Source organism: Lawsonella sp. (assembly GCF_011525565.1).
Lineage (GTDB): Bacteria > Actinomycetota > Actinomycetes > Mycobacteriales > Mycobacteriaceae > Lawsonella > Lawsonella clevelandensis_A.
Genome location: NZ_WVRS01000007.1, coordinates 41,868 through 55,775 on the forward strand (window position 1 = coordinate 41,868; position 13,908 = coordinate 55,775).

Genomic DNA, 13,908 nt, shown 5'->3' on the forward strand with positions numbered 1-13,908 from the left:
AAAGAGAACTATTACCCGCGATTCTTGTTAGGAGCAGGCTTCGTAGGAGTGGACGTGGACGTCTTCTTAAGAAGAGACTTCACCCATCCCCAGAAATTAACAGTGTTATGCGTACGCACTGGTACCGGCTTACCCGTCCACAGTGTGTAAAGCTTATTCTTAGCGGATTTATCCGTAATACGGATAACGGTCCCGTGGCGGTTTGCACGACGACTACCGTCCTTACGCAGTGTGGCTATCTTGCCACGTCCTGCCCATTTACCGTTAAGGCTAGATGCTTCCGCCACAAGAGTACCGCGGCTGGAGTCTTTACCCCAGGTGTGGAGTTTATCGGTGAAAAGGTAGTAATGGCCGTTGAGCTTCGTCAGAGAAGGCCCCTCAGAGCCCTCCACAGCATTGCGGTTGACCAGCTGCCAACCACCCGTTCCCATGTGGTTATTGCGCCAGATTTCATTATGCGCACCATCACGTTTGATGGTGATGTAGTAGGAGCCGTCATCATCGTGGAAAGCGGATCCATCGATGCGGTCAATGGAGGGAAGAGGGAAGTTGATCTGCTGGGCACGGCCAGGACGGAAGGTGATCTTGGGGAGACGCTCATTGTATTCAAAGGGACCGTCGTAGTGAAGCTCATTCACCTTTACCAGGTAAGGAACCATCTTGTCCTGGTAGGGCCGACCGTGGAAGAGGCCAAAGTAGCCGGCGGAGAACATGATATATACCTGGCCATTATTATCGCGGAACCATTCTGGGGCCAAAATATCGGTACCGTAGCGTGCCCCTGGGCTGAGGGCGATGCCTGGATACTTCTTGCCACCGAATTTAAGTCCCTCGGGGAAGGACCAGGTTTTACCGTCTTTGGAGACACCGATCATGGGCCAGAATTTGCCGTCGTGGCGGTTCCAGCCGGAAAGCATCCAGAAGGCACCATCGTGGTACATAATGCTGGGGTCGCCCAATGTGTGGTGGATGGGGCCCAAGGTGGAGGTGTCGTCGTTAGGGTTGGTGGGACTGGCGTCCTTATAGGCAACACCAAGTTCATCGAAGCGTTTGCCGTCGGTGGACAGGTAGAGGGTGTCGGAGTGGTCGCCATCGCTGGTGAAGAAGGCTCCCATGAGGACTTCATGAGACATGAAATCGTCGTAGCTGACTGATCGATCGTAGGCGGGGGCAGCATTGGCCGCTAGAGGGGCTGCAGTTCCCACCGCAAGGGTGAGGGCGAGAGTGGCAATAGCTCCGCGTCCTAGTCGGCTGCGGTGGTGGTGTGTGTCGCGGCGAAATGCCATGGTGGAGGAACCTTTCTTATTATGAGGGGTAAAAGTGGTGGCGTCAGTTAGGTGCGTGGACGAGAGAAAGGACAAAAGACACGTCTAATCGTCCCGTGCCTTGTTAACGAAGCGTGAGTAGTGCAGCTGTTCAACAACTTCAATGGTGCCGGTGGGGCCACCACGATGCTTACCGATAATGATTTCGGCTTCTCCCGCATGCACATCATTGGGATCGAATACTGCAGGACGGTGGAGGAGGAGCACAACGTCGGCGTCCTGTTCCAACGACCCGGATTCGCGGAGGTCGGAGACTTGCGGACGCTTACCATTACGGTTCTCGGAGTTACGGTTAAGCTGCGAGATGGCGATAACGGGTACTTCCAGTTCTTTGGCAAGGAGTTTGAGTTGGCGGGAAAATTCCGCAACCTCTTGTTGGCGGCTTTCTACTTTTTTCCCGGAGCTCATCAACTGGAGGTAGTCCACCACAATAAGGTCCAGGCCATGTTGTTGTTTAAGACGGCGTGCCTTAGCCCGGATTTCCATCATGGTGATGCTGGGTGAGTCGTCAATATAGAGGGGTTTATCCGCTATCTCGGACATACATTTGACCAGGCTATCCCAGTCGGATCCGTCCATATTTCCCTTGCGTATTTTGTCGAACAGAATATTAGCTTCTGCAGATAGCAGACGCATTGTTAGTTCCGTGCGCCCCATTTCGAGGGAGAAGATAATGGACGTCTTATCCTGCCGGAGGGAACAGCTGCGCATAATATCCAGTGCCAGAGTGGATTTACCCATACCTGGGCGAGCCGCAATGATAATCATTTGGCCGGGCCGAAGTCCGTTAAGCGTATTGTCCAGGTCTAAGAAACCAGTGAGAATACCCAGCGCCTTACCGTCACTGTTGGCAATGTTATCAATCTCTTCCATGGTGGGGACAAGAACCTCGTCGAGGGACTTGTAGTCTTCCGTACGGCGCTGTTCAGTGACGGAGTAGATTTCCGCTTGGGCGCGGTTTACCATCTCCTCTACTTCCATGCCCTCGGTGGCGGCGTAGCCGTAGGAGGTAATGCGCATGCCCGCGTCAATAAGGCGGCGGAGGAGAGCCTTTTCGGCAACAATCTGGGCGTAGTAGGGGCCACTAGCTGGGGATGGTACGGACTCGATGAGTGTGTGGAGGTAGGGGCGCCCCCCAATACGTTCCAGCTCACCGTCTTTTTCCAATTGATCGGCGACGGTGACGGCGTCGGCAGGCTCTTCATTGGAGGAGAGCTTGATGATGGCGTCATAGATACGTCCGTGGGCGGGTGTGTAGAAGTCCTCTGCACGCACAATTTGGTGCATCAGCGGGGGGAGGTCTTTGGAGAGCAGCATCGCTCCCAGGACTGCTTTTTCAGCAGCTTGGTCGTTGGGGGGTTGTACGTCGGCGAGGGATTCACTGGAACCAGTAGTGCTGCCGGAAGTGACGGCGTAGGGGTCGTCATAGGGCGGCGCGAAGGCGTCACCAAAAGGTCCAGTATTACTCGGCATAGCGCATATTCCTCGTGTTTATCACTGCTGTGTACTGCCTTTTACTCTAGGTGGTCGGTGGGTCAAAGTCAGTACCGGTGGAGTGTCATTATTGTGGATAGGTCTGTGGATAAGTAGTGCAGTTATACCCAATGCCCTTGTCGCATTTGGGGATAATTTGTGGATAACTGTGGAATTATGTGGATTAATTTTTTATTAGAGCAGGTCAATATCTATTTTTATCTGTGGATAAAACTTTTCTCAAAAGTGCTCTTGTCCCTCTATTAAAAACCATTTCTGCCACGTTATCCACAAGCAGGCCTGGGGAATAACCCCCTTGACATAAGAAACAGCCATCGGCTAACTGCGAGCTTTGTCCAGAAGCGTAAAGCAGTAGGCCGATGGCTGAAATGCTGTTGTCTGAAGTTATGGGATGGGTAGAGTACCTACGTACTACTACTCGGCGGTGACGGTGACGTTAACGGTAGCCGTGACCTTATCGGAGAGCGCTACAGCAATGTCGTAGGTTCCCACGGCCTTAATCTGACCCTTGGTCAGTTCAACGGCGTGCCGGTCAATCTTAGGACCGTCAGCTTTTTCAATTGCGGTGACGATGTCGGCGGCGGTGACGGAGCCGAAGAGCTTGCCGTTCTCGGCGGACTTCACAGCGACCGTAACATCGGTAAGAGCTTCCAGGGCTTCCTTGACCTCGCGGGCGTGCTCAGCATCGCGAATAATACGATCCTGCTGAGCGCGCTGGATAGCGGCGATCTGCTTTTCGGCACCGCTGGTGGCGACAATGGCCTTATTGCGGGGAAGCAGGAAGTTCCTTGCGTAACCATCCTTGACCTCGACGATATCGCCGGGGGCACCAAGGTGGTCAACGGCAGTGGTGAGGATCAGCTTCATTGATCTTCTACTTTCTTCGTTGATAAATCTGTGTGCTGTCTGCCGGTTTAGAACGGGGGTTCATCCGTTCCGCCACCGAAGTTAGACTGCGGAGCGGAACCCCACGGGTCATCAGACGGAGCGGACTGGTTGGCAGAGCCACCACCGAAGGAATTATTAGAGCCACCTCCACGGTTCGCTTTCGTCACCTTAGCGGTGGCGTAGCGAAGAGAGGGACCGATTTCATCGACATCAAGCTCGATAACGCTGCGCTTCTCACCCTCGCGGGTTTCATAGGAGCGCTGACGCAGACGGCCTTGCACAATAACGCGAGAGCCACGAGTGAGCGACTCTGCCACATGCTCGGCGGCGTCACGCCAGATACTGCAGCGTAGGAACAGCGCGTCGCCATCCTCCCATTGACTTGTCTGAGAGTTGTAGCGACGTGGCGTAGAAGCCACGGTGAAGTTAGCCACGGCAGCACCCGACGGGGTGAAACGTAGCTCAGGATCTGCGGTGAGGTTTCCCACCACCGTGATCGTAGTTTCGCCAGCCATAATTCCTCCTGCGGTGATATGCGTTAGTCAGCAGCCAAAGGCTTACTGATCAGCGCGCAGCACCTTGGTGCGTAGAACGCTTTCATTCAGGGTGAGCAGGCGGTCGAGTTCCTGGACCGTTGCCGGTTCGCAGTTCATTTCGACTACCGCATAGATGCCTTCAGAGTTCTTCTTGATCTCGTAGGCAAGACGGCGCTTACCCCACACATCAACCTTGTCAACCTTGCCGCCTTCTTCACGGACTACGTTCAGTAACGTATCCAGGGACGGGGCAATGGTGCGCTCGTCGAGAGTGGGATCAAAAATGACCATCAATTCGTAGTGACGCACGGACCTCATCACCTCCTATGGACTAATGGAAATCGGCCACGGCGGTTCCGTGGCAGGAGGGTTCGTTGCGTCTGCAACTGCACCAGTCTAGCAGGAAAAACAGTTCTCCTCCTAACGGCTAGCGCCACAACACCCCATTGTCCCTATTATCGGATTCAGGAGACTTCGGAGTGCTCCGCGAAGGCCCGAACGGATTCCGCATTCCCGGGATATCCGGCAAAAGCGGACTGCGGCTCTGCGTCTTAGGATGATTCTCCTTACCAGAGTGATCCTTCTTAGGCTTGTGCTTTGACGAGGACTTCGACTCCTTCTTTGTAGACGTGTCCGTAGTTGTTGTGTCGCCACCATAGTAGGACTCCGGACGTCCAGCCTGCCCCGCAATAGCCCCAGGAGTGGGGAAATAAGTGAACTGCTGGTTCTGCAAGGCTCCATTCATGGTGTACTGCCAAATATCTGATGGTAATGTGGACCCCCACACGGCAGCCCCACCACTCGTTTCCAGAGCAGTACCATTCTGGGTACCCACCCACACAGCGGTAGAAGCCTGCGGAGTGTAGCCCACCATCCAGGCATCACGGTTTTTACCCGTACTACCCAGCTGCACCGTACCGGTCTTAGAAGCGGAGGGGCGTCCTCCCGCTAGACCGTGACCATTGGAGTAGCTTGCAATGGGCTCAAGTGCCGAGGTGACGTTATCTGCCACCACTTCCTTTACACGGCGCTCTCCAGAGTTGTCGTCATGCTTGTACACACTGCGTCCACTACCACCGTTCGCGACGGCTTCTTTCACGAAGAAAGGTTCGTGGTAAATACCGCGGGCGGCAAAAGTGGCATAGGCAGAGGCCATATCGAAGGGACGCACCGGGTAGGCGCCCAACGTAATACCACCTTCGACAGTGCCATCTTCATTTTGAAGAGTTTTCCCATAACCGGGAATTTCTCGCGGAATACCCGCTTTATAGGCCATGGCCTGTACGTCTCGTGACCCATTCTTCAGGTCCATCATCAGTCGGTAATAACTGGTGTTCAGGGACATCACCGTGGCTGACGCAATAGTGCAGGTACCGCAGGACATATCCTCCGAGTTTTCAATAACCACCTTGCCCATCTGGTAAGGGGCGGAGGAATACATTTTGCTCAGCGGAATATCCTGGTTCAACGCTGCTGCCAGCGTAAACACCTTAAATGAGGAGCCCGTCATTTGCGGGGCGTAAGCGTAGTCAAAGTCACCGGCTCGGGCGCCCCCGTAGTAGGCCAATACTCCACCGGTTTGGGGATCAATAGTGACCGCGGCGGCCCGCATTTGCTTCGGCTGATTTTGCAGAGTTTGCGTTACTGCCTCAATGGCAGCATTCTGCGCATCCATAGAAATGGTGGTAACAATGCGCAGGCCCTGTGAGGTGACGTCCTGTTCAGTGAAGCCATGCTCGGCAAGCTCCCGCATAATCTGTGCTTTAATAAGCCCATTCGGGCCAGAGAGACGCTCGTCAATACGCAGACTCTTATTTTCTGGAATAGTCTTCGGGAAGTCCATGGTGGCCACTTCGCTAGCGGACAACCATCCTTCATTCAGCATGCCGCGTACCACATACTTCCAGCGGGTCTTAGACGCTACCGGGTTCACCCGCGGATCCAGATTAGAGGGCTGCTGGATAAGACCCGCCAACATAGCGGATTCGGCAGGGGTGAGATCCTGCACATGCTTATTGAAATATGCCTGGGAAGCAGTCTCTACACCATAAGCACCACGGCCAAAGTAAATAGTGTTCAGGTAGGCCGTCATGATCTCATCTTTAGACCACTGGTTGGACATCTTCATAGAGACGACAAGTTCTTTGAACTTACGCCAGTAACTGTGCTGATTACCCACCAGCGCATTCTTGACATACTGCTGGGTAATAGTGGAGCCACCGCCATTATCGCTGCGATGCGTCACTTGGCCGACAGCAGCGCGCCCAAAACCAGTAAAGGAAAAGCCTTTATTGGTCATGAATTCGCGGTCTTCGGCGGCCATTGTGGCATGGCGGAGATGGTCGGGGATTTGCTTCGCGTCTACCTCGCGACGGTTACCGGCCTCGGGGATAATGTCCCCCAAAACAGTTTTACCGTCGCTTGCTACCAGGGTGACGCGCTGCGCGGTAGGGATATCGCCCGGCGCGGGTACCTTGACGAAAAGGTACATAAGGACAAAGAAAATAACGCAGGCCACAATGAGTGCCAGCAGAATAATGCCGATCCATTTGAAGATACTGCCGACAATAGATTTGGGGCTTCGTTCTTTAAGGGGGACCTTCTTTTTAGCCTTAGCTTTACTAGCTTTACTGACCTTGGGTTTAGTAGTTTTGGGGGCTTTACTAGTTTCAGTCTTGCGCTTGTCTTGGTTCGTGCTGCGGAGAGTGTCCTGACGCTTGTTTGCGCGGTTGACAGGACGCTGAGATGCGCGTTTGGACGACTGCTGCGAAGTGCGCTGTGATGACTGTCGCGACGTTGATGACACTGATGTAGCGGTTCGGTGGCTGGTCCGTGCTCCATCCGTTGTGCGCGTGGTGTTATTGGCAAGCAGGGAAGTTTTGCCCTGCCAGGAAGCTCGGGTATCGCTAGGATCCCCCGAGTTCCGGGGAGCGCTGTGTCGTCCCATACGATGTGCCCTCTCTTGCGGCGAACGTTATACAACTTTCCATCTTATAGGCACTTTCCACTCTGCACGATTCCTAAATGCGACGTCAACGGGGGTCAATGGGGGGAAAAGTTGCTCACACTAATATTTTGACGCTTCTCGTTTTTCTCTTGTTTGGGAAAACCTTGTATAAAAACTTCACAAAAACCATTGTTGAAGATATATCGGTTCGATATAATAAAAATCATCTTTGGGGCATTTTCCCTGCTCCTGCTAATGTTTCTGAGTGGTAGCGACCACTTTATCTGCGGAAAGGAGACCACAGTGCTCGACATTGCAGTACTCGGACTCCTCGATGTAGAGCCCATGCACGGCTACCAAATCCGTAAAGTGCTTACTGAAATGTCAGGCACCGTCCGCGGATTCTCCTACGGTTCGCTCTATCCAGTACTGAACAGGCTCGAGGAAAACGGCTTCATTGAGTCTCCTGTGGAAGACCCCGCCGCCCACACACGCCGCAAGGCCAAAAAGGTATATCGGCTTACTGACGCTGGTCACCGGCATTTCCTGGAACTATTAAGCGACATTAATCCCACCTCTTTTACCGATGAAGACTTCGGCGTCCGCCTAGCTTTTTTCGATAAAACACCAGCAGACGCACGCCGTCGCCTGTTGGAGGGACGCCGCCGACTCCTGGAAGAACGACGCGACCACCTCATGAGTCTGATACACGGCAGGGCCATACCATCTACCAACCCCCACAACACGCTGTCCCCCTACAGCCAAGGGTTGAACGAGCTGACCCTAGAATCCACACAACGTGAAATCTCCTGGGTCAACTCACTCATTCAAGCAGAAGAAGACGACGCCTAACAGCACCGTTCCGCCTTTTCTTGGATGATCCACCGTGAACAGGAGTAGTACCCGCTACCCCACCGCTAGGAGTTAAAAGTGACTGACAACAAGATTCGCGTCGCCATCGTCGGTGTTGGCAACTGTGCATCGTCCCTCGTACAAGGCGTGGAATTCTACAAGGACGCCAAACCCACCGACCGCGTCCCCGGCCTCATGCACGTCGTATTCGGCAAATACCACGTTCACGACATTGAATGGTCCGCCGCCTTCGACATTGACAAAGACAAAGTAGGCCTCGACCTAGCCGACGCCATTTGGGCCGGCCAGAACTGCACCATCAAATTCTGCGACGTCCCCCAGACCGGCGTAAAAGTCCAGCGTGGACACACCTACGACGGCTTCGGCAAGTACTACCGCACCGTCACCGAGGAATCCCCAGAAGAACCCGTCGATGTTGTCCAGGTCCTCAAAGACACCAAGACTGACGTCCTCGTCTCCTACCTCCCCGTAGGCTCCGAAAAAGCTGACAAGTTCTACGCCCAGTGCGCCATCGACGCCGGTGTTGCCTTCGTCAACGCCCTCCCCGTCTTTATCGCCTCCGACCCCGAGTGGGCCAAGAAGTTCACTGACGCTGGCGTACCGATCGTCGGCGACGACATCAAGTCCCAGGTGGGCGCCACCATCACCCACCGCGTTATCGCCCGCCTCTTCGAGGAACGCGGCGTTCGCCTGGACCGCACCTCCCAGCTGAACGTGGGCGGCAACATGGACTTCATGAACATGCTGGAACGCGACCGCCTCGAATCCAAGAAGGTCTCCAAGACCCGCGCCGTCACCTCCATCGTCCCCCACGAGATGGCCGACCGCGACGTTCACATTGGCCCCTCCGACCACGTCGCCTGGCTGGATGACCGCAAGTGGGCCTATGTCCGCTTGGAAGGCACCACCTTCGGTGAGGTTCCGCTGAACCTTGAATACAAGCTGGAAGTATGGGACTCCCCCAACTCCGCCGGCATCATTATCGATGCTCTGCGCGCCGCCAAGATCGCTAAAGACCGCGGCATCAGTGGCCCCGTCTGGGCTCCTGCCTCCTACTTCATGAAGTCCCCGCCGCGCCAGCTGCCCGATGATCGTGCTCGCCGCGCCGTGGAAGACTTCATTGAAAAGGGCGAAGAATGGCCGGCCGACCTCACTGAGGCCTCCGTCTGGCATGCCGGTGAAGATCCCGCTGAATGGAAGGCCTAAAACGGCTAGCTTTCCTTCACTAAGAACACCAAGAAGGAACGTCACACCCACTACTAAAGTGGGACAATAATATGGGTGGTGCGGGTGAGATATTCTCACCCGCACCACTCATTTAGTTAGGGCCGTTTTAGTACGATAGTGCCAGCTTGAGGAAGGCAACTTTGGCTTTCCAGGTGGCGTTAGCTTCGATCATGGTTGGCATTTGCTTTTTGACCATTGCCGCAACAATAGCTAGCGGAGAATCGCTAAGAACATAGTGAATGTGGCGGGCAATAGTATTACCCTGCTTGTCTTTATCTGCTCCCGGGGGAATCAGGACAAACCAGTGACGGTTGCCGGCCTGTGCTTTTAACACGTTCTCAAAGAAATAGATTTCGTTGTCGCCAACATGCAGTCGCTTGGCCAGCGTGTATTCTCCTTTACCGAGAATAGTGTGGTTGCGTCCCATCTCCGTCATGGTGGTGGGAGTGAAGCTCAGGTAGAAGACTTCCCCGGTGCTCTTGCTTTTCTTGAAGTCGGCGCGGGCTTGGTCTTCGCTCATATGCTTTTTCTGGGCTTTTGCCTGGAAAAGTTGCGCTACGTTCGGGCAGCTGGACTCGGCGAGAAAATCTAGTGTCTCCCATCCCTGTGATGTTATCCAGGGGCCAAAATCTGTGGCATGAACAGCAGGGTGGCCACCGTAGGTGCTCATTTTGCCGTTATTGGCAGCGTTATTGATGTCGTCAACGTGGTGGCGGAGTTGGGCAATCTGTGCTGCCGTTAATGTGGGGAGGGAATTGTCAGCGGGTGTGGTGGGCGCTGCGATGGCGGGGGTAGCAACTATGCCAACGGTGAGGGCTGCTGCTACCAGGCTGGTGGTAATGCGATGGTGTCGCATGTATAACTCCTTTACTAGTGAGGGTGATTCATAATTTGTTTCTTATGTATTCATACAAATCAATAGCTTAGGCTTACCTAAATTAATCACTAGTAAGGAGATAATGCAACCCGCACTATGTGCACCTTTATGTACTACAACTGGGAAATGCGCAGGAAGAGAAGGAAAAGAAGCGTTAAGAAAAGCGTCAATATTTAGCGCTCAAGAATTTTTGCGAACACCATGGTAGAGACAGCAATGCCGGGGTGAGAGCAATCTCACCCCGGCATTGCTGTATTTACCGATGTGACGGTTACTGTACACGCCATTACGTTTTTCAACAAGCTCTACAGTACCCAATGAGACGTACTATACAGATATTCATAATAGTGTTATAAGTAACACAAGCTCACCATCCCGCTATCCCACCATGCCAGCCCCGTCCAGCCCTGGCTCCCCATATACGAAGAACGACCCCGGTTAAGGGGCCGTTCTTCAGTGGGAGTAGCTTGTGTACATCTACTTACGTACGTGTTAGTTAGTTTAATGCAGTGGTTCTACCCCTGCACCCCTTTTATGAAACCTTTGACAATTTTTTCAAAGCCACCAAAAAAGAGCACGTCACCACACGGTTTATTCAGCTTATTTAGCTTATTTAGCTGCACACACCAGCTGTACACACTAGCTACGCAGTGTGAACTGTGAGGGGCGCTTCGGGATATTGCGCAGGTTAGAGCGGGCCATAGACATAACTTCGCCCAGGCCACCACCCAGTACTTGCTTAGACATTGCGGTAGCAAAACCTTGCATCTGCCCAAGCGTAATCTTCGGAGGCATAGACAAGGCGTTGGGGTCTGTCACGACATCAATAACGCACGGGCCGGGACGCTCCATCTCCGTGGTGAAAACACTCTCCAACTTAGTGGGGTCTTCCACTCGCACAGAACGAATACCGAGTGCCTTACCCACTGCCGCATAGTCCACAGCCTGGGAGTCGGTAGCGAAGTCCGGCAGACCAGCCACCAGCATTTCCAGCTTTACCATGCCCAGTGAGGAGTTATTGAACACGACCACCTTTACCGGCAGGTTGTAGTTCTTAATGGTGATGAGGTCACCCATCAGCATGGAGAGGCCACCGTCACCACACATGGCAATCACGGGGCGATCGGGGCGATACGCACCCACACCAATAGCGTGCGGCAGCGCATTGGCCATGGAACCGTGCAGGAAGGAGCCGATAACGCGGCGTTTTCCGTTGGGGGTGATGTAGCGGGCTGCCCACACGTTACACATGCCGGTGTCAACGGTGAACACTGCATCATCGGGGGCAGCTTCGTCGAGTTTCACCGCCGCATATTCGGGGTGAATGGGCTTCGCCTTGGTGACGTCGCGCGTGTAGGCACCCACAACTTTGCTCATGCGATGCTGCTGACGCTTCAGCATATCGTCAAGGAAAGTCCGGTTCGTCTTGTTTTTCACCAGCGGGTTAAGGAGGGCGAGCGTCTCCGCCACATCACCGTGGATAGCGTAATCCAGGCGGGTGCGGCGGCCCAGGCGGCCAGCATCAATATCGATTTGTGCTGTCTGCACATTCTCGGGGAGGAACTGCTGGTAGGGGAAGTCCGTACCCACAAGAATCAGCAGATCGGAGCCCTCCATAGCGTCTTGGCAAGCACCGTAACCGAGCAGGCCAGACATGCCCACATCGTAGGGGTTATCCCACTGAATAACTTCCTTACCACGCAGGGAGTGCCCCACCGGAGCCTTGGCTAGTTCCGCCAATTCCATAATGGGGTCGTGGGCGCCGCGGGCACCGGCACCTACGAAGAGAGTCACTTTACCGGCGCGGTTAATGGCGTCAGCCAACCCCTGTACGTCCTCCATATTGGGGACGACGCGGGCGGGGCGAGGGCTGGTGATGGTATCGGGAAGATTACCGGATACCTCCATGTCGGCAATATCGCCGGGGAGGGTCAATACAGCAACACCGTGGTTAGAGAGGGCCTGCTGAATAGCGGAGCGGGTAACGCGCGGTACTTGCTCACTAGAGGAAATCATCTCCGAGAACACAGAGCATTCGTCGAAGATGCGATCGGGGTGAGTCTCTTGGAAGAACCCAGTACCAATCTGGGAGGTGGGAATATGGGACGCGATGGCGAGAACCGGCAAGTGGGATCGGTTAGCATCGTAGAGACCATTAATAAGGTGGAGGTTTCCGGGGCCACAGGAGCCGGCACAGACAGCGAGCTGGCCGGTAATTTCGGCTTCAGCAGCAGCTGCGAAAGCGGCAGTTTCCTCGTGACGAACATGGATCCAGCGAATTTTCTTAGAGCGTCGGACAGCATCAACAACGGGGTTCAGGGAGTCACCCACGATGCCGTAAATGTGACGGACACCGGCCCCTTCCAGCTGGTGAACGAGATGTTCTGCAACTGATGCCATTATTCTTCTTCCTGCTACCTCGAGAGAGTATTGCGAGTATTAAGCCTTCACTGGGCTTCAACCATAAAGCCACGGCAAAATATTCCCGCCACTTCTAACGTTTAATTCACCATTGTGGTAATAGCAAGCATTATCAGTGGTGTTACTCACACAAGCAGCCTATTTCAGCCGGTAGTACCACACCGCCAAGACGGCCAACACCACTGCCGCAACCAGAAAAATAACGATAGACGCCACCAATGCGGCACCCGACGCCTCCACGCACGCCATCACTAACGTGAACAACGCCAGAATGGTAATAGTGCCAACGAGCCCCATCGCCACTTCAAGACGCTGCATGGTGCCACGTTTCCGCCGCCCCGGATCAGCCACACGACTACGGCGTCCACGCTGTGCTTCCTCACCAGATGTTTCCTTATCAGATATTTTTCCATCAGATGTATGTTCTGTGCGCGCCATAGCCGCCGCCTCCTTCTAGGCTTTCACCCCGCCAGAGGTAAGACCGGCAATAATCTTCCGCTGGAAGATAAGCACCATAATGACCAGTGGAACTGTCACAATAGCACCCGCCGCCATTACCGTCGCATAGGGGTAGTCGAACGCATTACCGCCGGTGAAACGGGCAATAGCCACCGTCACCGGCTCCGTGTGAACCGTGGATAGTTGCTGCGCCAACAGAAACTCATTCCACGCCATAATGAACGCCAAAATAGCAGTAGTGAAAATAGCCGGAGTAGCCAACGGCAACATAATCGTGCGGAAGGCCTTACCCCGGGAACAACCATCTACACGGGCCGCCTCTTCCAGCTCCCACGGTAGTTCATCAATGAAACTGGTGAGAGTAAAGATTGTGAGCGGCAGTGCGAAAGAAATATTGGGAATGATAAGAGCCCAATAGGAGCCCCGCATACCCATATCGGTAAACAACTGAAAAAGCGGTGTGACCAAAGCAATTGAGGGGAACATAGAAGCGCCCATAATAATGCCCAACACCACATATTTCCCTCGGAAGTTGTAGCGCGACAACGCATAGGCGGCGAAAATACCGACCGCCACCGCAATGACCGTAGTAACGGCAGAAATAATGAGGCTGTTGCCGATAGCCCGCAGGAAATTATTACCGAACTCGGTGGAAAGAGCCTCCCGGAAGTTATCCCACGTTAGGTGGCTTGGCCACGGGTTAGTGGAGAAGGTGTAGTCCTTATCCCGGAAAGCTGTCACCAGCATCCAGTAGAAAGGCAGCAGACCCCACAGCACAATAATGATGGCCCAAATGTAGGTACCAACAGACCCGGCGTGGGGGCGACGATTGCGTTTTTGCGCGTGCTTATGTTTAGCCAT

Annotated in this window: 11 protein-coding genes and 1 pseudogene; 2 read left to right on the top strand and 10 right to left on the bottom strand. The window is 54.1% G+C overall.

The window, feature by feature from the left end; genetic code table 11:
- Positions 1-11: 11 nt before the first annotated feature.
- From QZV76_RS04810 to QZV76_RS04835, 6 genes are all read right to left on the bottom strand, one after another.
- Positions 12-1,286, bottom strand: coding sequence for a hypothetical protein (locus tag QZV76_RS04810; RefSeq protein ID WP_290598705.1), 1,275 nt, complete (start codon positions 1,284-1,286; stop codon positions 12-14).
- 84 nt (positions 1,287-1,370) lie between these two features.
- Positions 1,371-2,798, bottom strand: a complete 1,428-nt coding sequence (gene dnaB, locus QZV76_RS04815) for a replicative DNA helicase (RefSeq protein WP_290598706.1) — start codon at positions 2,796-2,798, stop codon at positions 1,371-1,373.
- Positions 2,799-3,233: 435 nt separating this feature from the next.
- Positions 3,234-3,686, bottom strand: a complete 453-nt coding sequence (gene rplI / locus QZV76_RS04820) for a 50S ribosomal protein L9 (protein WP_290598708.1) — start codon at positions 3,684-3,686, stop codon at positions 3,234-3,236.
- A gap of 47 nt (positions 3,687-3,733) precedes the next feature.
- Positions 3,734-4,222: a single-stranded DNA-binding protein gene (locus tag QZV76_RS04825; RefSeq protein WP_290598710.1), complete on the bottom strand. Its 489-nt coding sequence runs from the start codon at positions 4,220-4,222 to the stop codon at positions 3,734-3,736.
- Positions 4,223-4,264: 42 nt separating this feature from the next.
- A complete protein-coding gene (gene rpsF / locus QZV76_RS04830) occupies positions 4,265-4,552 on the bottom strand; it encodes a 30S ribosomal protein S6 (RefSeq protein ID WP_290598711.1) in 288 nt (95 codons plus the stop codon).
- Between the two features lie 118 nt (positions 4,553-4,670).
- Complete coding sequence (locus QZV76_RS04835; protein WP_290598713.1) at positions 4,671-7,190, bottom strand: transglycosylase domain-containing protein; 2,520 nt, start codon at positions 7,188-7,190, stop codon at positions 4,671-4,673.
- Between the two features lie 303 nt (positions 7,191-7,493).
- Here QZV76_RS04835 and QZV76_RS04840 point away from each other — a divergent pair, with 303 nt between their 5' ends.
- On the top strand, positions 7,494-8,042 hold the full coding sequence (locus tag QZV76_RS04840) for a PadR family transcriptional regulator (protein WP_290598714.1): 549 nt from the start codon (positions 7,494-7,496) through the stop codon (positions 8,040-8,042).
- Between the two features lie 78 nt (positions 8,043-8,120).
- Positions 8,121-9,185 (top strand): annotated as a pseudogene (locus QZV76_RS04845) (inositol-3-phosphate synthase); the annotation flags it as partial.
- Positions 9,186-9,396: 211 nt separating this feature from the next.
- Here the strand turns inward: QZV76_RS04845 and QZV76_RS04850 are convergent.
- The 4 genes from QZV76_RS04850 to QZV76_RS04865 form a co-directional block, all read right to left on the bottom strand.
- Positions 9,397-10,146 (bottom strand): hypothetical protein, encoded by a 750-nt coding sequence (locus tag QZV76_RS04850; protein ID WP_290598715.1) that lies wholly within the window; start codon positions 10,144-10,146, stop codon positions 9,397-9,399.
- A 660-nt stretch (positions 10,147-10,806) separates the two neighbouring features.
- Complete coding sequence (locus QZV76_RS04855) at positions 10,807-12,567, bottom strand: pyruvate dehydrogenase (protein ID WP_290598717.1); 1,761 nt, start codon at positions 12,565-12,567, stop codon at positions 10,807-10,809.
- Between the two features lie 159 nt (positions 12,568-12,726).
- Positions 12,727-13,026 (bottom strand): hypothetical protein, encoded by a 300-nt coding sequence (locus QZV76_RS04860; RefSeq protein ID WP_290598719.1) that lies wholly within the window; start codon positions 13,024-13,026, stop codon positions 12,727-12,729.
- 15 nt (positions 13,027-13,041) lie between these two features.
- Positions 13,042-13,908: a carbohydrate ABC transporter permease gene (locus tag QZV76_RS04865; RefSeq protein ID WP_290598721.1), complete on the bottom strand. Its 867-nt coding sequence runs from the start codon at positions 13,906-13,908 to the stop codon at positions 13,042-13,044.